Genomic DNA, 17,928 nt, shown 5'->3' with positions numbered 1-17,928 from the left:
TCTTTTAAGGTGAATTCGGCGCCTTGTTTATCTACAACTGCTGCTTTAATTTTCAATAGATATCACTCCTTAATAGTTATAAATTGTTTTCATTGATAATTATTTCACATAATACTTAATAATTCAATTTATATTCGACCTACAGGGTAAAGTGCTGGATATTTGATAAATATGTAATTGGCGTTTTTCAGTATATGTAGGCGGATTCATGAAAAAGGAACTTATATATCAAAAAATATGTTACCATATTCACAGATGGAAATAGTGAAAGATATTTTAAATAATTAGCGATAGATTAAATTTTAAGCGCCGTTTCAAGCGCGCTTGAAATTTCGATTGATTTGGTAAATAAAGCTGGGGTATGTTCGGATTTTAGTATAAAATGGAGTAAAGCAAAGGAGTCGAAGTAACTGTGACCACAATTCAGGATGTCGCTAAGCGAGCCAACGTTTCAAAGAGCACGGTCTCACAGTACCTAAATCATCATTATAATTTCATGAGTATTGCGACACGAAAAAAGGTGGCGCAAGCAATTGAAGACTTAAATTATGTGCCTAATCAGCTAGCTCGGGGGTTACGACAAAAAAAGACGCATATGGTTGGAATTATTGTTTCAACAATCCGTTCACGCTTTACTACGGAAATCATCGAGGCATTAGAAGCAGAGTTTCAAAAGGTCAATGTGCAAATTCTAGTCTGTAACGTCAATGATGATCCAGAAAAGGAAGGCCGGTACATTACTTCTCTGGTAGCACGGCAAGTCGATGGCATTATCACCTTTCCTTTTCAGGCTAATCAGGCATTATATCAAAATTTAATTGATCAAAAAATTCCATTAGTTTTTTTGGATCGCCAAATTTCTGGTTTATCGCAGACAGTGGATACTATTTTATTGGACAATAAAGCAGCCGTAACTTTAGCGATGGATGAGTTTATGCAGAACGGCCATACTCGTATCGGCATCATCACGTTTCCGTACAAAAAACATCCAATCACAACTCGGGTTGAGCGCATGCAAGGTTACCATGATTATATTGCTACGCACAAGCAACTAATTGATTCACCGGATTATGTAGCAAGTGGTGATATTACACAAATCATGGATTTAGTGGCAAAGATGCGGCATTTGGAACAGCCACCGACTGCACTTTTAGCTGGGAATGATATGATTTTAGAACAAATACTACTTTACGTTCAGAAATATCAATTAAAAATTCCTGACAATTTTTCCTTGATCGGTATCGATAATATTGCCCCGGCAATTTTCTTTTCACCGAGTATTACAACAATTGCTCAGCCAACTTATGAGATGGGGACTAATGCTGCTATCCGCTTGATTTATAAAGTGGGCTATGATGACGTTAAGTTACCAGAAACCTACGAGTTAATTAAGCGTGCTCAGCCACAATTTATGCGCCGTAACTCAGTGAAAAAAATAATAATTTAAAAATTATTATTGACAGGAAATGTAAGCGCTGTTATTATGAATTTGTGAAATACTTGTTGATTAAATTTTATTTAGCAAATATTTTGTAGCGTTGCGCACGCAAGTTGTTGATGATTTTGTAGTCAGTTTTTATTTCTAACAAAACTAAATCGGTTTAGTTATTGATAAGGCTAGTTAGAAAATCCAATTTTTTTGGGAGTTTACTAAATCGATTTAGTTGTTTGCAATAACATGCAATATTAAAGCTTATTTTACCTATTAACAAAAACTAAATCGATTTAGTAGCAAGTGCCTTAGTTCATCTTTTAGCTTAATAGATTTTTCCGTAGCAGAATGGCTATCCATTGTGGAATAGAGGAGGAAAAAACGATGAAGACGTTCTTATCGATTGTTAGTCAACCGTCGATTATCATTGCGCTGGTCACATTTCTGGGCTTATTGTTCCAAAAGAACAAGCCTTCTAAACTGATCACAGGGACAATCATGTCCTTTATGGGTTTCACCATGATCAAAGCTGGTAGTGGGATTTTAAGTGGTGTTTTAACTTATTTTAGTCAGATTTTCAGTCATGCGTTTCATTTAACGGGGATCGTCCCTAGTAATGAAGCTATGATGGCGATGACGTTGGGAAAGCTCGGTTCAACAGCAGCCTTGATGCTGGCTTTAGCCTTAGTACTCAACATTATCATTGCACGTTTCACTAAATTTAAGAACATCTATTTATCACTACAATTGGTTATCTTCATGGCTTTTGCTGTCACTGCAGTATTGACGGATCTTAATTATGGTAAGACAATCACAATTATTATTGGGGCAATTTTTATTGGGTTGTACATGGCAATTATGCCGTACCTTTTACGGAAGTATACGCGAGATGTTGTGGGTAATGATGAATACACAATTGCTCATAGTGGCTCGATTGCGTATTTCATTGGTTCATGGTTAGGTTCAAAATTTGGTAATAAGGACAACGATACTGAAGATATCAAATTAAATGATAGTATCTTGTTTTTGAAGAATCCTAACGTTGCGACAACCTTGACTATGTTTATCTTATTCTTGGTCAGCGGTTTATTCGCTGGGACAGCTTACGTATCTAAACTTGCTGATGGCGCTAATTTTTGGGTTTTCATCATGGAACAATCAGCAATCTTTGCCAGTGGGCTATTCATTGTTAAAGCGGGCGTTAAGCTCTTTATTGAAGAAATCGTACCAGCATTTAAAGGGTTTGCCAAAGTCTTTGCACCAGGCGCAATTGCCAGTGTTGATGTGTTAGTTCTGTTTGAGAAATCACCTAACACAGCTTTAATTGGATTCTTAGTTAGTTTCTTAACTGGGGTTGTCTGTATCTTTATCTTCCCGTTTATCGGTTTACCCGTTATCGTACCTGGCTTAATGGCATGTTTTATCACTGGTGGTGCCGCTGGTATTTACGGGAATGCCACTGGTGGCTTCCGTGGCGCACTGATTTCTAGCTTTGTTGATGGGCTATTATTAGCCATCTTGCCAGCCGTTTCCTTGCCATTGTTCTCATTCTTAGGTGCACAAGGGACAACCTTTGCTGATCCTGACTTTATTGGGATCTCTGCATTAGTTTACTTTATCTTTAAATGGTTCTAGTCTCGTGCTTAGATTTGTATTACTAACTAACGTGTATAATGATTTTAATAAAAATATTAGGAGGAATTTACTATGTTCTATAAATACGATGATATCAAGGTTGATGAAATTGACGAAAACTCATACCGCAAAGTCTTGGCGCACGAAGGCACTTTAATGTATGCCCAAGTTTTCTTCAGAAAAGCAACACCAGATGTTGAGATTCCAACACATCATCATGTGCATGAACAAGTTACTTATATCAAAAAAGGCTCGTTTAAATTCGAAATTGTTTATTCTGATCATACTGATGTACAAGAAGTTCATGTTGGCGACAGTATCTACTTCCCATCAAACGTTGAACATGGCTGCATTCCGTTAGAAGACGATAGTCAAGTTCTAGATTGCTTCACACCACAACGGGAAGATTTTATTTAATGATATATTAGTTGTGTAACGCAAAAAAACGCCGCTGAGTCAGCAACCCTCAGTGGCGTTTTTTACGTTCAATTTAAAGTGGTTGCTTTGTCGGTCGTAACAGAATTTCATTGATATTAACGTTCTCTGGTTGACCAATGGCGTAAGCAACTGCATTGGCAATATCAACGTCGCTTAAGCCGTAAGAGCGTTCATTATTATAAGTGTTTGCACGTACCTTTTCGTCAGTGATGGTTGAATACAATTCTGTTTCAACTGCGCCAGGTGAGACGATCATTGAGCGGATATTATTTTTGCCTTCTTCTTGGCGCAGGCCTTCCATGATCGTCCGTACGGCAAATTTAGTGCCGGCATAAACGGCTGTGTTGGGGTGAACAAAGTGGCCGGCAACGGAATCGGTTGCGATGATCTGGCCGCTACCTTGTTGGCGCATGATTGGAAGTGCAGCTGCGATACCATACAAAACGCCTTTGATATTAACGTCGATCATGCGGTCCCATTCGTCGACCTTTAGTAAATGTAGTTTAGACAGGGGCATTAAGCCAGCATTGTTAAATATGACGTCAAGTCGGCCAAATTTTTCAACCGCTAGATCTACTAGTGCTTGAACTTGTTTATGGTCAGTGACATCTGTTTGTTGTGTGACTGCTTGACCGCCAGCGGTAGTGATTTCGGTCAGTAATTGTTCAAGTCGTTCAGTTCGCCGCGCACCGAGTACCACTTTGGCGCCTTGTTTAGCGAGTTCTTTAGCAGTTGCGGCACCGATACCGCTAGAAGCACCGGTAATGACGACAACTTTGTTTTTGATTGGCATGTGTAGGTTCCTCCTTATATTAGCTATCTATAGTAGATTAAAGAGATTATTTCATGGCTTGTCAACTCAGGCGTAGAAAATTTGATTAGTATCCCGTATACTAAGGCTAGTTTATGCCAGAAGAAAGTGCAGGTGATCATCATCAGCGTCACGTTAGCCCAACCATTAAAAAATCTACTTTTGGCGGCCAATTTAGGCTTGAATCACAAGCATCCGTTGGCCGGCTGGAATATTTTGATGATTTTATACCGCGATAGCACGACCAACGGGGTCCCCAACACGCTGGATTTTTTGGCGCATAAATATAATAGTGAATATTTGGACGTTGACAATCGAGAAGCGCCGATTTCTGATGATGTGTTGAAAAACGTGCTGGCTGTGCTAACTGAGCGCGCTAGGTTAGTCGAAGTTAGTGCGCGCAAAGTGCGCGATCATACTAAAAGTGGTAAACAACTGACTCATCAAACTTCAGTGTATAAAATTACCAGTAGCGGTATTGAGTATTTACGAATGATGCAAAAGGTTGTTGATGCGGAAAGTACAGTGACTGCTAACACGATGCGAATCAACGAGTATTGTCAGTTGCTGGCCAAAATCAGCGGTGCTGGAACTGACGCTGCCACGACACAACTTTATAATGATTTTGCCAATATGCTGGCGGCTTATGAAGATGTGATGAAAGGCATGCATAAGCTGGACGAGGATTTAGATGAGTTGGCCAATGACTTGGCGTTTAATCATGGCAGCAAAGCAGCAGACCATTTACAAGCGATGTTACGGGAAAAGGCGATCCCAGCTTACCGGCAATTGTTGCAGCAAGCACCCCGAATTCAGGGACTAAATGAAATGAGCGATTTTGCTGAGCGTGTGGCGCGTTCGCAACAAGGCGCTGATGATTTAGATGCTGCGCGTGCGGTCGGCGATACAGCAGGGATGTTACGTCGTTTTAATCGGACTAAAGCTTACGTCCAGCGGCAATTACAGCAAATGGCGTTGAGCTTTGATTCCAGTAGTCAGGCAATTGATAGCAGTTTGGACTCGATTTATTTATTGTTCCAAACTATTTTGAACGCCATCAAGTTATTGAGTCAAGAGTTCGAACATGTCCGCAATCAAGCTGTTGATATTAAGGCGTTAACTGGCGAAATCGATGCGTTGTTGCAACAGTTCAACACAATCCCAATTGCGGCAGCATTACCGCGCCATTTGCCCTTTGATCGTGATGTGGAAGATAACGCTGACTTGTTAGAAGCAGCAACTATGGGACCGGTAACTTATGTGGCCAAGCAGCGTGAGCAGCAAATTTTTACTGAAGCGGATAATCCGACAGTAGCGGTGGACAACATGGCTGAAGATGATGGGCAAGCAGCGTTGGCTGAATTTCAACAGTTAGTCATGCACGATGGGCAACACGCAGTTATTGATCATGACTTGACGTTCACTACAATGACGGCGCGGGATGAGGTGGTGCGTTTATTTAGCGCTACTGGATATACCCATTATGCTAGTTTTGCCCCCTTTGGTCGTTCGGTGAAAAAAGTGCAAGTATTGGCGGCAACTCCACCAATTCAATTGCATTGTCAGGGTGAACGCTTCAGTGTTTTTTTGCCTTGTGGCTTTGAAGCTTGGTTTGATTAAGAAGCTAAAGACAACGTTTGAAAATTTCACGTGTTCCCCTTTCGTTTGATTTAAATTCATGCTAAAGTGGATTCATGTTGGTGCTTGAATCCGCTTTTTTAATTGAGATGGTATAATGTGTCGCTAAAAATGGCGTTATTTGTCGTATTAGAAAGTAGGCTAATTAATGGTAGATTTACATGCAAATGAGCGCTTGATCATTAATCAATTGTTTGACCGCGGGATTTTTACAAGTACAATCACACCGGAAATGACTAATAATACAGTTAATGCAATTGCGGCGCTAAAACAACCGCTAGTACAGCGACGAATTACTAACTATTTGACTGATTTATTGGGGATGGGACCTTATAATTATCAGGAAAATTTATTGCTACTGGTTGGTGAGCAACAATTGACAGCTGAGGAAGTTCATGTGCTGTTAGCCACGTTAAAAGCGGTGATCAATGAGCCGAGTATTCAGGCTGATGAAGATGGACGTATTGTGTCTGCACAAACGATTATTCGCCAAGTTCGCAGTGAAGTGGTTGATCTAGATGAGAAGCGTATTTTCCGTTTGATCAAGCGTCTGTTTGTGGAACGGTTCAAGTTATTCACGCCAGAGCAATTAGAACAAGCACCAGGCGACCAAGCGATTTTAGTCGAAGAATATTGGAGCGTTAGCCCTGATTTTACCAGTGTCGCGCAGTGTTTGGTCAATAACTTGCGGACGGCACAACAACGCACGCCATTGACGGAAATTCAGCAGGTTAATCGTGGCTTATTGCGGCGGCGTTTTTTAAGTCCCAAGGTAACACCATATCTATGGACAGTATTAGTAGAAAATAAAGTTAAAATCGCCGAGAAATGGGCACAACTGCAGCGATTTGAATTGGAAATTGGCGATGACTATGCGTTGTTATTAGACCGACAACGGCAGCGTAGTGCGGCTAAACCATACATTATTGCCTTGGCTGTTGCCCGTTCGTTAGGGGCTGGTTTGCCACAGGAACAATTAAACCAGCGGGTGCACCAAATTGTGGAACGTTTATACGGGGCACCGCAAAACGTTAGCATCACGCTAGTTAAAGAAGCACTGTTTGAAAATGCTTTAGCTAGCAAACATGGTCAGAATATTTTGCCGACACCATTGGTTAAGCGTTTTGCCGTGCGTGCAACTGAGGAGGAGAAAATTTGAATTTACCTAATCATTTAACACCAGTCAGCTATCATTTACGTAATTTTAATAAATACGTTCAACTGGATTTAGCTGCCTCACAATTTGGTAATTTAACCTTAGTTGGTGAAAATGCTGCTGGTAAAACCACGTTAGCCAACTGTTTTTTTCCGATGCTGATCGATGGTTCAACTGCTACGCCGTCTTTTAATCCGGCTAAGGGTACCGAAAAAGTTGCTAAGTCAACCAACGCGCGTAATAGCCAACAGGATACGCGCACATTTAAAAGCATGTTGCTCGGTTGGGGACCTAGTGCGATGAAGGTTCGTACTGGCTATAGTTATTTGACGATGCGTTCCATTACACGACAGGTGATCCTGGGTCTAGGGGCGCGGAGGACAGACGATGAAACTTCTGGGGCAACGTGGTGGTTTGCGGTGATCAATGAGTCAGTGACGCGTCCATTGGAGTTGGTGACAACTGATGCACAAGGGCATAGTTTGACTGAAGATGAATTCAAAACCGCTAATGCAGCCTTAGGTGAGCAACTGCGCGTTTTTGCCAGTGCCGGTGATTACCGCGAATACGTTGCTGCCCATGTTTATGGATTCAATGATGGCGCAACGCTAGGGCAATTAGCCAATGTTTATCGGCTATTAGCCTCACCTATTTTAACTGGTGGTAATGCACGGTTTACACCAATTAAGGCGGCCTTGCGCGATGCTCAGCCGAGTATCGATGATTTAATTATTCATAATGCTGCCGGAACGCAGCGAGAAGTTAATCGCAAAAATGGCTTGTTGTTGCGTATTGAGCAGGCACAAAAACGCTTGGCTGCCATGAAGCGAGATATTTTTTGGCGAAATCTAAATCACATCAATGAAATTGGCTTGAAACCATATGGTGCGCTACATGTAGATTACGAGCAGCAAAAGGAAAAGGCGGCGCAGGCACAAGCAGCAATCGCTAAATATGATCAGCAACTTGATTTACTGACCAGTAGTTTAAAGGAAGCACAGACTGAATTACGTAAGTTGGACGTAGCTAAGGCTAAGCAAGCAGTGATTGAACAACAACGAGCGGCGCTAGCGGAACAGATTCAGCGTGATCAGGAGCGCTTGCAGCGATATACCAAACAGCAGGCACAATTAGAAAATTTACAGGTTGAGCTGACGACGATAACGGAACAGATTCAAGCATTGGTAGCTAAGCAACAAGCTGTGAATACTGATCGGTTAGCGCCGCTGCAAGTGAAGTTAAATGGACAAGCGGCACAATTACATGAGTTAGGTCAAGTCTTGGCGCAGCCGGATTTAGCAACCACTAACAAAAAATTCAACACCTATATTCAACGTTTAAACCAGTCGGTTGCACGATACGAAAGTTTAGCACAACAAATCAATAATCTATCGCAAGATGTCGCTATTGTTGGTGACATGCAAACGCAAATGAGCAATAGTATTGAACAGCGCACACAGGGGCCATTAGTTAGTCGTGCTCGCGAAGGTCTGCAGCAGGATAACCGGACGATTCATGAAAACGGCGCAGCTAAAATGAACCAGCAGTTTCAGCAACTAAAGACCCAACGTGACGAACTGTTGACAGCACATTCTGATTTAAAGATTGTTTTAGCAACTGCTGATTTGTTGGCTACTTTAACGACGCAACAGGCACAATTAGCGGCAATTGTGGAACAGCTGACCCAATTTGCGCAACAACAGGTGAGTTTAAAAGCACAGCAAGCGGGTGTACAACAACAAATTAAAACTTTACAAGTCAGTATGGAGCCAAATTTTGAGCCAGCACAAGTACAGCAGACGATTGCGCAACGGCAACAAATGTTGGCGGCGTTAGTGATTGATCATCAGTTAAATGATAAATTAGCTCAGGCCAATCAAGCAGTGATGGATTTAACGGCGGAAGAACATAGTTTATCCGAACGTAAAAGTACCCAGCAAGGCCGCCAGCAAGCTGCAGAGAGTAATATGCGGACTAAGGCAGCACAATTGGCGACTAGCGCAACACAAATTGAGCAGGTGTTAAAAGGATTAGCGCCATATTTACCAGCGGCAACGCATTTACAGACAGTGGACGATGCGAATACTTTTGCTAAAGCCCATGGTAGCGAGATTCGTAATAGTAGATACAGTGACATTGCTGATCGAATTCGTCAGCGAATTCATCGTAGCAACCGGGACGGTGTTGATCGGAGTGCGCTGGATACGTTATTTGCGGAACGTGGCCATGAAGAAATCGCTAGTGCAATGTATCAAGGAGCAGTTGAACAAGACGATGTAACGGCAGTAGCATTCGATATTAACCAGGCACAGTCGATAATGGCAGCTGAATTAGCAGGTGTAACCCAATCGTTGGCTGAGTTGAAAAGTGGTAACGATATGGCAAAAGAGACCTATTTGATTGCGGCAGTGCAACGAATCTCAACGCAGTATCGGGTGATCACCGAATACAATCAAATGTTGGCGGATGGTTTATCGAATACGCAAGGAATTAAATTGCGGGTTGCCTTAACGCCAGTCGATGTTGCAGCGTCAGCGATTACGGAGGCTTGTGATTTAACAGCTGAAAAGCGACCAACGTTACAAGCAGAAATTGAGCGCCGCTTACAACTTTTGGCTAACGATGCTGAGGTTGCCGACGATGACGTACAATTCATGCAGCACGCGCATGACTTATTGGACACGCGCCAGTGGTCGGAATTTCATGTGCAGATCAAGCGGCGCCAAAGTGCGGTTGATGCTTTTGAAGAGGTCGATGATAAGTTTGTTCGTTCTGGTGGATCAGGTGCAGAAAAAGCACAAGCCATGGTCTTGCCGTTGTTGTTAGTGCCTAAAATGTTGTTGCAACAGAGCAATGTTAACGATAAGCCGTATTTAGTAATGTTCGATGAATTTGCGGATAAGCTTGATCCAGAGACAGCAAAGTCGTTTGCCAAGACAATTGCTAATTTTGGCTTTGATTTTATTGCAACCATGCCTAGTGGGGCACAGAATAAAATTTTGGCGGACGGCGTGGCCAATATTGCGTATGAAGTAATCGCGCCAGCACAGCAAAATGATGGTCAATTTCATCAAAATCAGGTGCAACCAGTTTTGAGGTGGCAAAGTCGCGATGAATGATTATCAACAAGAATATGTTCAGGTGACGGGGCGGCGGCTACCAGCCAATGCTAATTTATTGGAGCCGCTGTTTGCCGATATTGCAGCAGGTAAGCAGTTGCCGCCACGAGGCCAACAAGCGGTGACCTTAGGTTTAACGGCTCATACGTTAACGGATGGGCAAACTGATCCAGCGCTGTTTGATTATTACCGCTGGGTGCTGGCCCATTATTTTACAACGGCGCAGATCAATGAGTTAACGGCAAAATTGATTGGGATGGCTTTTACCAGCGCCAATGTTTTCCGAACTGATTTACCGCAGCCGCTCACTTTAAATCCATGGCAGGCACCAGCCATGCATAAATTCCCGCTACAAAATCACCGCGTGATCGTGATTGAAAATAACGGTGTGTTTGTTTATTTGTTGCGTCGCCATCCGCAATGGCCGCTAGTGTTACAAGGCGGTAATGATTTTAATGCGACGTACGTTACTTTGATTCAACGATTAGAGCAGCGTAGTGTGCAATTCACTTATCTTGGTGACTTGGATGGCAAAGGCATTCAAATGGCGGAGCACTTCTTTAAGCAGTTACGGCAAACGCCAATTGAAGTCGTCAGTGCATTGCAACAACCAGCAGCAGTGGCTAAATGGCTAGTTTTACGTGGCAAAACCGACGCTAAGCGCACGCGGCGTTGGCAGGTGGATACGCCGCTATATCAAATGGAAATGGATTCGGTTGTCACGTTAGGCAAATTTGTCGAACAGGAGCAGTTGATTGATATTTACGAACAACAAATTGCGCAGTGGTTAGCTGAAGACTAGCGTACTTTTTTACCGGCCATTAAAACTTAACCTTAGCTAATAAATCAGGTAAAATAGGAACAACAATTGGTAGACAATGAGAAATGCAAATAGAACTTGGAGCGGATTAAATGGCAACAAGAATAATGCCGGTCAAAATTTGGAATCGTGGGCGTGATATTGCGGCTAATGGCAATGTCCAAATTGATTATATCGATAATGTAATGCAAGAAGTTGAAGCAACTGTCTACGGGACTAACCCGTATGGTGTCAGTGTTAACGCAGTTGATCCCGACGCTGATTTTTGTGAGTGCCCTTTTTTTCCAGATAACGGCTATTGCAAGCATATCGCTGCAGTCATCAAGCTATTAAAGACACAAAAACGGCCAATCGAGTCGCTATTTAACCACAACACGGATGATCTTCATTTTGCTGATTTATTTCCAGAAGAATATTTAGATATCAGTGCAGAGTTTGAAGCTAAGTTAGAAGCCAATCCACAAATTGCGGGGACTTTTTATTTGGATAAGCGGCGCTATGATGAACTTCGTGCTAGTCCAGAAGCGTGGAATAACTATTTTAATGGCAAAAAAACGATTGATAAGTTAATGCAAGCAAAAGCTATTCTTTCAGATCATTCTTTATTGCACAAAGCAGCGGATAAGCCCAATGGTAATGATTTTCTGCTGGATTTAGAATTACCAGAGCATCAATATTTTCAGCCTTTGGATAAGGTGACCGCTACTGCATTACGTTTAGAGGTGACCTTATTTATTGATGAAATCAGTATGGGGTGGCAAATCCCTGAGCAGCGGTTAATGATCGAGTTACGAATCGCCGACCAGGTAGATAATAAGTTCTATGTAATCAGCGACATTGATGCCTTCTTGGCTGTATATGCGCATAGTGCTGATTATCAAACTGGCGGTAAACGGCGCTTTAAGCTTTCACATAAGGCGTTCGCGGAACCAGAGCAGCAATTATTAGACGTTTTAACTGCTGTCGATAATGAGATGACTAGAAGTGATACTAATTATTATGGTGGCCGTAAAAATAAATGTTATTTATTGAATAATTATAGTTTTCAGCAGATTCTGCCTACACTTAGTCAGTTAACTGATTTTCGTTTTATTTCGCCTGAAAAGAAGCAGGTTTATAAGCAGATTGAGTTACACGATTTTCAGCCGGATAATGGTTTATTAGTTGGCCATTTAATTACAGTAGAAGATGGCTACGACCTAACGATTGAACGGAATTTTAGCGTTACGCTTGATAATAATAATTATTTGATTCAAGACAATAACTTCTATGCCGCTAATAGTGAACAAATGCGTATTATTATTCAAATTGTTAATGGCTATCAACAAACGTTATCGGATTACAGTGCTTACTACACGCCAGCGACGGCGCTACATTTTCCACAGAATGCGAGTGCACGCTTAAATGATTTTGTGGCCTATTTCAGAAAAGTTGGCGTAATTGAACTGCCAGCACAATTGACGGTTCAGCAGATGACGCCACACTTTGATATTAGTAAGTCGCAACAGACATTACGACTAACCTTAGCCTATGAATATGCTGGTGAAGTGATCGATAGTAATGTTATTAAACAACGCTCAGATATCAGCCGCGATTTAGAAAAGGAAGTACAAGCGCAACAATATTTGGAAAGCTTGGGTTTTCAGCAAGTAGTTGGGCGAATTTGGGTGAAAAGCTTCAAAGATAGCAACATATTATACCGGTTTTTTGTCGAAGAATTACCTAATTTACGCGTAAATGGTGTTGTTACGGTTTCAGATGATTTACAAGCGATGCTACAGGATTCAGCCGAATTAGAACCAGAAATTGATGTTGCCGAAGCGGATGGTTTCTTGGCGGTTAATTTTTCTTTTGCCGGATTAGCTGAAAATGAAGTTGATCAAGTACTGGGCCAGCTAGACGTTGAGCGTCCATTTATTGAACGTGGTGATGGATCGATTGTTGTGCTAGATGATAAGCTGAAAAAAATATCGACCGCGCTAGCTAAAATCCGTGCTCAGGGTAAAGTTAAGCATGGTCAAATTAAAATGCATGCATCACAGGCATTGGCAGTACAGGCGGCCTTAGGAACTACAGCTAACTTTGATGAAAAATTTCAACGCTTAACGATAAACTTAGCCCACCCAGAAAAATTTAAGGTTGCTAAGAGTCGGCCAGTCAACGCTACATTGCGGCCTTATCAAAAAGTGGGCGTTAAGTGGCTAGAAATGCTGGATTCCTACCATTTTGGTGGTATTTTAGCTGATGAGATGGGTTTAGGTAAAACGCTACAGATGATCTCGTTGATCAATAACCATTTAACGACCGACAAAGTGAGTCTAATTGTCTCGCCGGCCTCCCTGATCTATAATTGGCGCGAAGAATTTGCCAAGTTTGCGCCGGACGTAACGGTTGCAGTCGTTGATGGAACAAAGGCACAGCGCCGTGAGTTAATTGCAACTAGTAGCGTCAACGTTTTGATTACAAGCTACAATAGTGCGCGATTAGATACACCTGAGTATAAAAAACGGCAGCTGCAGTATTTAGTGCTGGATGAAGCGCAGTATGTTAAAAACGGTAATACCAAAACGAACCAAAATTTACGTGAACTGACACCACAGAATACCTTTGCGTTATCAGGCACACCGATTGAAAATAGCGCCGAGGAACTCTGGTCAATTTTTGCACTGGTGATGCCAGGTTTGTTGCCAAGCAAAAAAGCTTTTAATAAATTAGCACCAGCGGAAATTGCTGCACGCGTAAAACCATTTATTTTACGCCGTGAAAAATCTGCAGTGTTGAAGGACCTGCCGCCAAAAGTGGAATCCAATTTATATAATGAAATGACTAAGGAACAGAAGTTAGTTTATTTAGCGCAGCTCAAGCAGATGCAGGTCAAAGTTAAAGGAATGTCCAGCGAAAGTTTTGTTAAAAATAAAATTGCAATTCTTGCTGGGCTGACCCGCTTACGGCAAATTTGTGATACACCAGCGCTGTACGTTGAGGATTACAAACATGATTCAGGTAAATTAGAACAATTAAAAGAGATTTTAAATCAAGCTCGTGATAATCAACATCGGGTGCTGGTCTTCTCACAATTTACGAGTATGTTAGATTTAATTGAGCAAGATTTGAATAGACAAAATATGTCTACTTTTATGCTACAAGGTAACACTAAGCCGAAAGAACGGTTGGCTATGGTAGATGCTTTTAATGCTGGTGAAAAGGATGTTTTTCTAATTTCTCTGAAAGCTGGCGGCACTGGCTTAAATCTAACTGGTGCTGACACCGTGATCCTCGTTGATTTGTGGTGGAATCCTGCAGTTGAAGATCAGGCTACTGGCCGAGCTCATCGAATTGGCCAAAAGAAGAAAGTTGAAGTTTATCGCTTGATTACTAAAGGGACGATTGAGGAGCAGATTTATAAGCTACAAGAGAAAAAACGTAATTTTGTTGATCAGGTATTAAGTGGAACTGAGAATAAGGGCTCGTTGACCGAAGAAGAAGTCAAATCAATCTTAGGAATCGAATGAAGTAGTATCATTCTAAAAAATGTGGTCGCGCACTATTATTCTATATTTATTGAGTGATTAGCGGCTGTGGTATACTGGTACGTAAGCGAATACAAGCATTAATGGAGGAATTTTAAATGGCCTATGATTTAAAACAGATCACTAACGAATTAGAAGGACAAGTCAGCGCGTTGAATCAACAATCGATTGCTGACTGGCTACCAAAGTTTCAGTCAATCTATCGAACAGGGATGAGCACAGGCATTAGCGCTGCCTTTTTACGGTATTTAGCAGAAGCAACCGGTATGAAAATGGAAGAGCTGCCGACACAAGTGCCAAACTTTGCGAAGATTTCCAAAGAACGGACTGAACAGGTTTTCAATAAACTAAGCGAAAAGTTAGGCGACCAAGACTCGCAAGATTATGCTATTATGAACGCACGATTGACCAGTTTAATTGCTGTAGCCAAGGATGTAGATACTTGGGAAGAAGCGCAGACCGCTAAAACGTCTAATCTAAATTTGGATGCCTTGCTACATGTCTATTTTTACGGATTTCAATATGGGTTCCAAATTAGTTTTTGGGCAGGCATGGTGGAATACGATTTTGCCTATCAAGGCCGGCAAATTACGCAAAAAGAGGGCGCTGAATTAGCACAATCAGCTGCCGTTGCGGAAACCAACGAACAGATGCAATTTGCGCTGGAACATGATGATATTTTGGCGCAGACTTATTTCTATATTTTGAATTCGTTGAAGTGATCAAGGCTTAAACGATTTATGTAACATGATGTTATTAACAGTAGCCGATTATTGATGAATTACAGCTTAAAATTTTTGTAATTGTTTTAAAAAATAAGAGTTCTTTGTCAAATCCTGTTGATGGCTAGTTCTGTTTTTTGTTTTATTTGATCATTCAAGGATCATAAAAGTATCAACTCGAATCATAAGTGCTGATCATTACAAGCAGTGATTATAGTCGTTGTCACGAAGTCACTAAATTACTCCAAAAAATAACAAGGAATTTTGAAGTAATTAATATGGTACAGGAGTGATGCAGCAAATCTTTAGGGATAAGTAATTACAGTAATAGACAATATATGATAAATTAAAGTTCATTGAAATCAGGTAACGGTCCAAACTGATAAGGTGGTTCTAAAATTGCTATGCGTAATATGGTTTGTTATCAGTTTGAAACAGTGATATAGAAAATGAGATTTTTCAAAAGAACGACATACACATATAGTTAAATTGCGCTTATTATATTCATATTAGTTTACAATGTCCTGCTAAAAGAATACAATGTATTCATATAAAAGGAGGAAATGACTATGGCTAAAAGTACAATTAGTATTCGTGTCGATGAAGATCTGAAGAAAGAAACAGAAAAAACACTGGATAGTATGGGTTTAAATATTACGACGGCGTTTACCATTTTTGCTAAGACCTTGGTTAAAGAACAGAGATTTCCGTTTGAAATTACTGCGGACCCTTTTTATGGAAAAGAAAATCAGGCTTATTTAAAACGGGCAATTAAAGACTTAGAGGATAATGGCGGTAATGCGCATGAATTGATCAATGATTAAATCATGGTATGATCAAGCTTGGACTGACTATATAAATTGGCAAACGGAAGATCGAAAAACACTTAAAAAAATCAATAAATTAATAAAGGATATCGAACGTAATGGTACTAACGGTATTGGTCAAGCTGAAAAATTAAAGGCGGATTATTCCGGCTGGTATAGTCGACGTATTGATAGTAAAAATCGGTTAGTTTATAAAATAAAGGCTGATACTTTATTGATTGCGGCTTGTAAAACGCATTACGGCGATAGATGATAGTAGCATGAAAAATATTTACAAAATTAAAATTATTGATCTTCAAATCTTAATAAGAGTCAAGAAAATCCTAGTTGATGTTTGCTGTAAACAGCTAAAACATAACTAGGATTTTTAGATAGTCACTATACTAAGGTTGGTGTCATTATTGGTAGTGCGGTCAATATTTTGAAACAAGTAGAATTTAAAGGTAATCATAATATGTTGGTTGTCGGATTAAGTCTGGGTGTTTGTATGATACCAGCAACATACCCCAATTTCTATGCAACTTTTCCAGTATTAGTACAGAATATATTTGGTAGTGGGATATTATCTGGTTCGATCACTGCAATTACATTGAATATCTTTTTCAACTTTAAAAAACTAAGAGTTGATATGCGAATTAAATCAACTAAGCAGTTGGTAAAACAAGCTGTTGAACCTGTTCGTATAATTAAATAGTTTTGGCAATAAACTTAATTATAGCTACCGCAAACCATCAACTTAAGATAGAGGAGCGTAACTTGCTGATGATATTAGTCTTTTTAATTAATTTAATCGTTGGTGCATTAGTAGGTGTTAGTGGTATTGCGGGTTTTCTTTTACCTATTTTCTACATTAGCGTTTTACATTTAGATACTTCAGAAGCGTTAGCAATGAGTTTTGCTGCTTTTATCGTCTCAGGAGTTTTTGGTAGTTTTAATTATGCGCGGAAAAAGCTACTGAATTTTAAATTAGCAGGTGTAATGAGTATTGGTAGTTTTTTGGCTAGCTTTTTAGGTGTTAAAGCCAATTTACTTATTTCACCTAGAATTGTCATGTTGATTTTATATGGCGTGGTTTTCTTTGCTGGCTTATCTATCTTATTTCGAAAAGATAAACCAAGAACTGACAGTCATTATAATCAACCATTGCTTGTTGTTATCGGCTTTGTGACGGGCTTTATCTGTGCGGTTACCGGTGCTGGTGGTCCAATCATTGTTTTGCCAATTTTGATCATCTTGGGAATTGAAGTTCATGAAGCGGTTGGAATCGCACTTTTTAACTCGATCTTTATTGGGATTCCAGCTGTCATTGGCTACTTGAATCACTCAAATAGCCAAGCAATTCTTTGGCTATTACCGGTGGCACTGATTGCGCATGGCATTGGTGTTTGGTTCGGCAGTCGTAACGGTGATCGAGTTAATCAACGCTTGTTAAAGTCAGCCATCGCAATTTTTTCAATCAGCATCGCCGCGTATAAATTGTTAGGGGGATTACTTTGATTGATATATTATTGAAGGACAGCACCTATTTTGATGGGAACTTTCAATTGCAACACGGAGACTTAGCGATTCAAAATGGTTATTTTGTGACCTATCAGGGAGAGATTCATTCAAAGCGAGTTTGGTTACCTGGGTTAGTCGATAATCATGTTCAGGACAGTATTATTAATGGTAAGTTTATTATGGTAGATTGAGAATTATTGACAAGTTACGAGGACAAGATAGGATCTGAATACCAGATGCGTCAAGACATAACTTTAGTTCATTAAAAGTGTGATTTTATTTAAGGAGTTACTACACCAT

General features: G+C 40.6%; 15 protein-coding genes. 14 read left to right on the top strand and 1 reads right to left on the bottom strand.

What is annotated here, in order from left to right:
- Positions 1–412: 412 nt before the first annotated feature.
- The 3 genes from EKM80_RS01955 (at position 413) to EKM80_RS01945 (ending at position 3,484) form a co-directional block, all read left to right on the top strand.
- Positions 413–1,447: a LacI family DNA-binding transcriptional regulator gene (locus tag EKM80_RS01955; RefSeq protein WP_125551436.1), complete on the top strand. Its 1,035-nt coding sequence runs from the start codon at positions 413–415 to the stop codon at positions 1,445–1,447.
- Between the two features lie 369 nt (positions 1,448–1,816).
- On the top strand, positions 1,817–3,067 hold the full coding sequence (locus EKM80_RS01950) for a PTS ascorbate transporter subunit IIC (RefSeq protein WP_125551435.1): 1,251 nt from the start codon (positions 1,817–1,819) through the stop codon (positions 3,065–3,067).
- A 72-nt stretch (positions 3,068–3,139) separates the two neighbouring features.
- Complete coding sequence (locus EKM80_RS01945; RefSeq protein ID WP_125551434.1) at positions 3,140–3,484, top strand: cupin domain-containing protein; 345 nt, start codon at positions 3,140–3,142, stop codon at positions 3,482–3,484.
- A 73-nt stretch (positions 3,485–3,557) separates the two neighbouring features.
- On the opposite strand, the gene EKM80_RS01940 is transcribed toward EKM80_RS01945, so the two are convergent.
- Positions 3,558–4,298: an SDR family oxidoreductase gene (locus tag EKM80_RS01940; RefSeq protein ID WP_125551433.1), complete on the bottom strand. Its 741-nt coding sequence runs from the start codon at positions 4,296–4,298 to the stop codon at positions 3,558–3,560.
- A gap of 141 nt (positions 4,299–4,439) precedes the next feature.
- On the opposite strand from EKM80_RS01940, the gene EKM80_RS01935 reads away from it, so the two are divergent.
- The 11 genes from EKM80_RS01935 (at position 4,440) to EKM80_RS01885 (ending at position 17,819) form a co-directional block, all read left to right on the top strand.
- Positions 4,440–5,936, top strand: a complete 1,497-nt coding sequence (locus EKM80_RS01935; protein ID WP_191985920.1) for a hypothetical protein — start codon at positions 4,440–4,442, stop codon at positions 5,934–5,936.
- Between the two features lie 166 nt (positions 5,937–6,102).
- A complete protein-coding gene (locus EKM80_RS01930) occupies positions 6,103–7,113 on the top strand; it encodes a hypothetical protein (protein ID WP_125551432.1) in 1,011 nt (336 codons plus the stop codon).
- Positions 7,110–10,229: an SbcC/MukB-like Walker B domain-containing protein gene (locus EKM80_RS14810; RefSeq protein ID WP_164509483.1), complete on the top strand. Its 3,120-nt coding sequence runs from the start codon at positions 7,110–7,112 to the stop codon at positions 10,227–10,229. Before EKM80_RS01930 ends, EKM80_RS14810 begins: the two co-directional genes overlap by 4 nt.
- A complete protein-coding gene (locus EKM80_RS01920) occupies positions 10,222–11,031 on the top strand; it encodes a DUF2399 domain-containing protein (protein WP_125551431.1) in 810 nt (269 codons plus the stop codon). The genes EKM80_RS14810 and EKM80_RS01920 overlap by 8 nt, the downstream gene beginning before the upstream one ends.
- Positions 11,032–11,141: 110 nt before the next feature.
- Entirely contained in the window at positions 11,142–14,561 is a 3,420-nt protein-coding gene (locus tag EKM80_RS01915; RefSeq protein ID WP_125551430.1) for a DEAD/DEAH box helicase, read from the top strand.
- A 116-nt stretch (positions 14,562–14,677) separates the two neighbouring features.
- Complete coding sequence (locus tag EKM80_RS01910; protein ID WP_125551429.1) at positions 14,678–15,301, top strand: hypothetical protein; 624 nt, start codon at positions 14,678–14,680, stop codon at positions 15,299–15,301.
- 569 nt (positions 15,302–15,870) lie between these two features.
- Positions 15,871–16,125 carry a type II toxin-antitoxin system RelB/DinJ family antitoxin gene (locus tag EKM80_RS01905; RefSeq protein ID WP_125551428.1) on the top strand — a complete coding sequence of 85 codons (255 nt, stop codon included), beginning with the start codon at positions 15,871–15,873 and terminating at the stop codon, positions 16,123–16,125.
- A complete protein-coding gene (locus EKM80_RS01900; protein ID WP_125551427.1) occupies positions 16,118–16,381 on the top strand; it encodes a Txe/YoeB family addiction module toxin in 264 nt (87 codons plus the stop codon). Before EKM80_RS01905 ends, EKM80_RS01900 begins: the two co-directional genes overlap by 8 nt.
- Positions 16,382–16,549: 168 nt before the next feature.
- The gene (locus EKM80_RS01895; RefSeq protein WP_225418782.1) at positions 16,550–16,822 is read left to right on the top strand and encodes a hypothetical protein; all 273 of its coding nucleotides are present in this window, start codon (positions 16,550–16,552) and stop codon (positions 16,820–16,822) included.
- A 68-nt stretch (positions 16,823–16,890) separates the two neighbouring features.
- A complete protein-coding gene (locus tag EKM80_RS01890) occupies positions 16,891–17,625 on the top strand; it encodes a sulfite exporter TauE/SafE family protein (RefSeq protein WP_125551425.1) in 735 nt (244 codons plus the stop codon).
- Positions 17,622–17,819: a hypothetical protein gene (locus EKM80_RS01885; RefSeq protein WP_125551424.1), complete on the top strand. Its 198-nt coding sequence runs from the start codon at positions 17,622–17,624 to the stop codon at positions 17,817–17,819. Before EKM80_RS01890 ends, EKM80_RS01885 begins: the two co-directional genes overlap by 4 nt.
- Positions 17,820–17,928: the final 109 nt, after the last annotated feature.

It is taken from the genome of Loigolactobacillus jiayinensis (genome assembly GCF_003946445.1).
In the GTDB taxonomy this organism is placed as follows: domain Bacteria; phylum Bacillota; class Bacilli; order Lactobacillales; family Lactobacillaceae; genus Loigolactobacillus; species Loigolactobacillus jiayinensis.
This window is presented reverse-complemented; position numbering and strand designations above follow the sequence as displayed.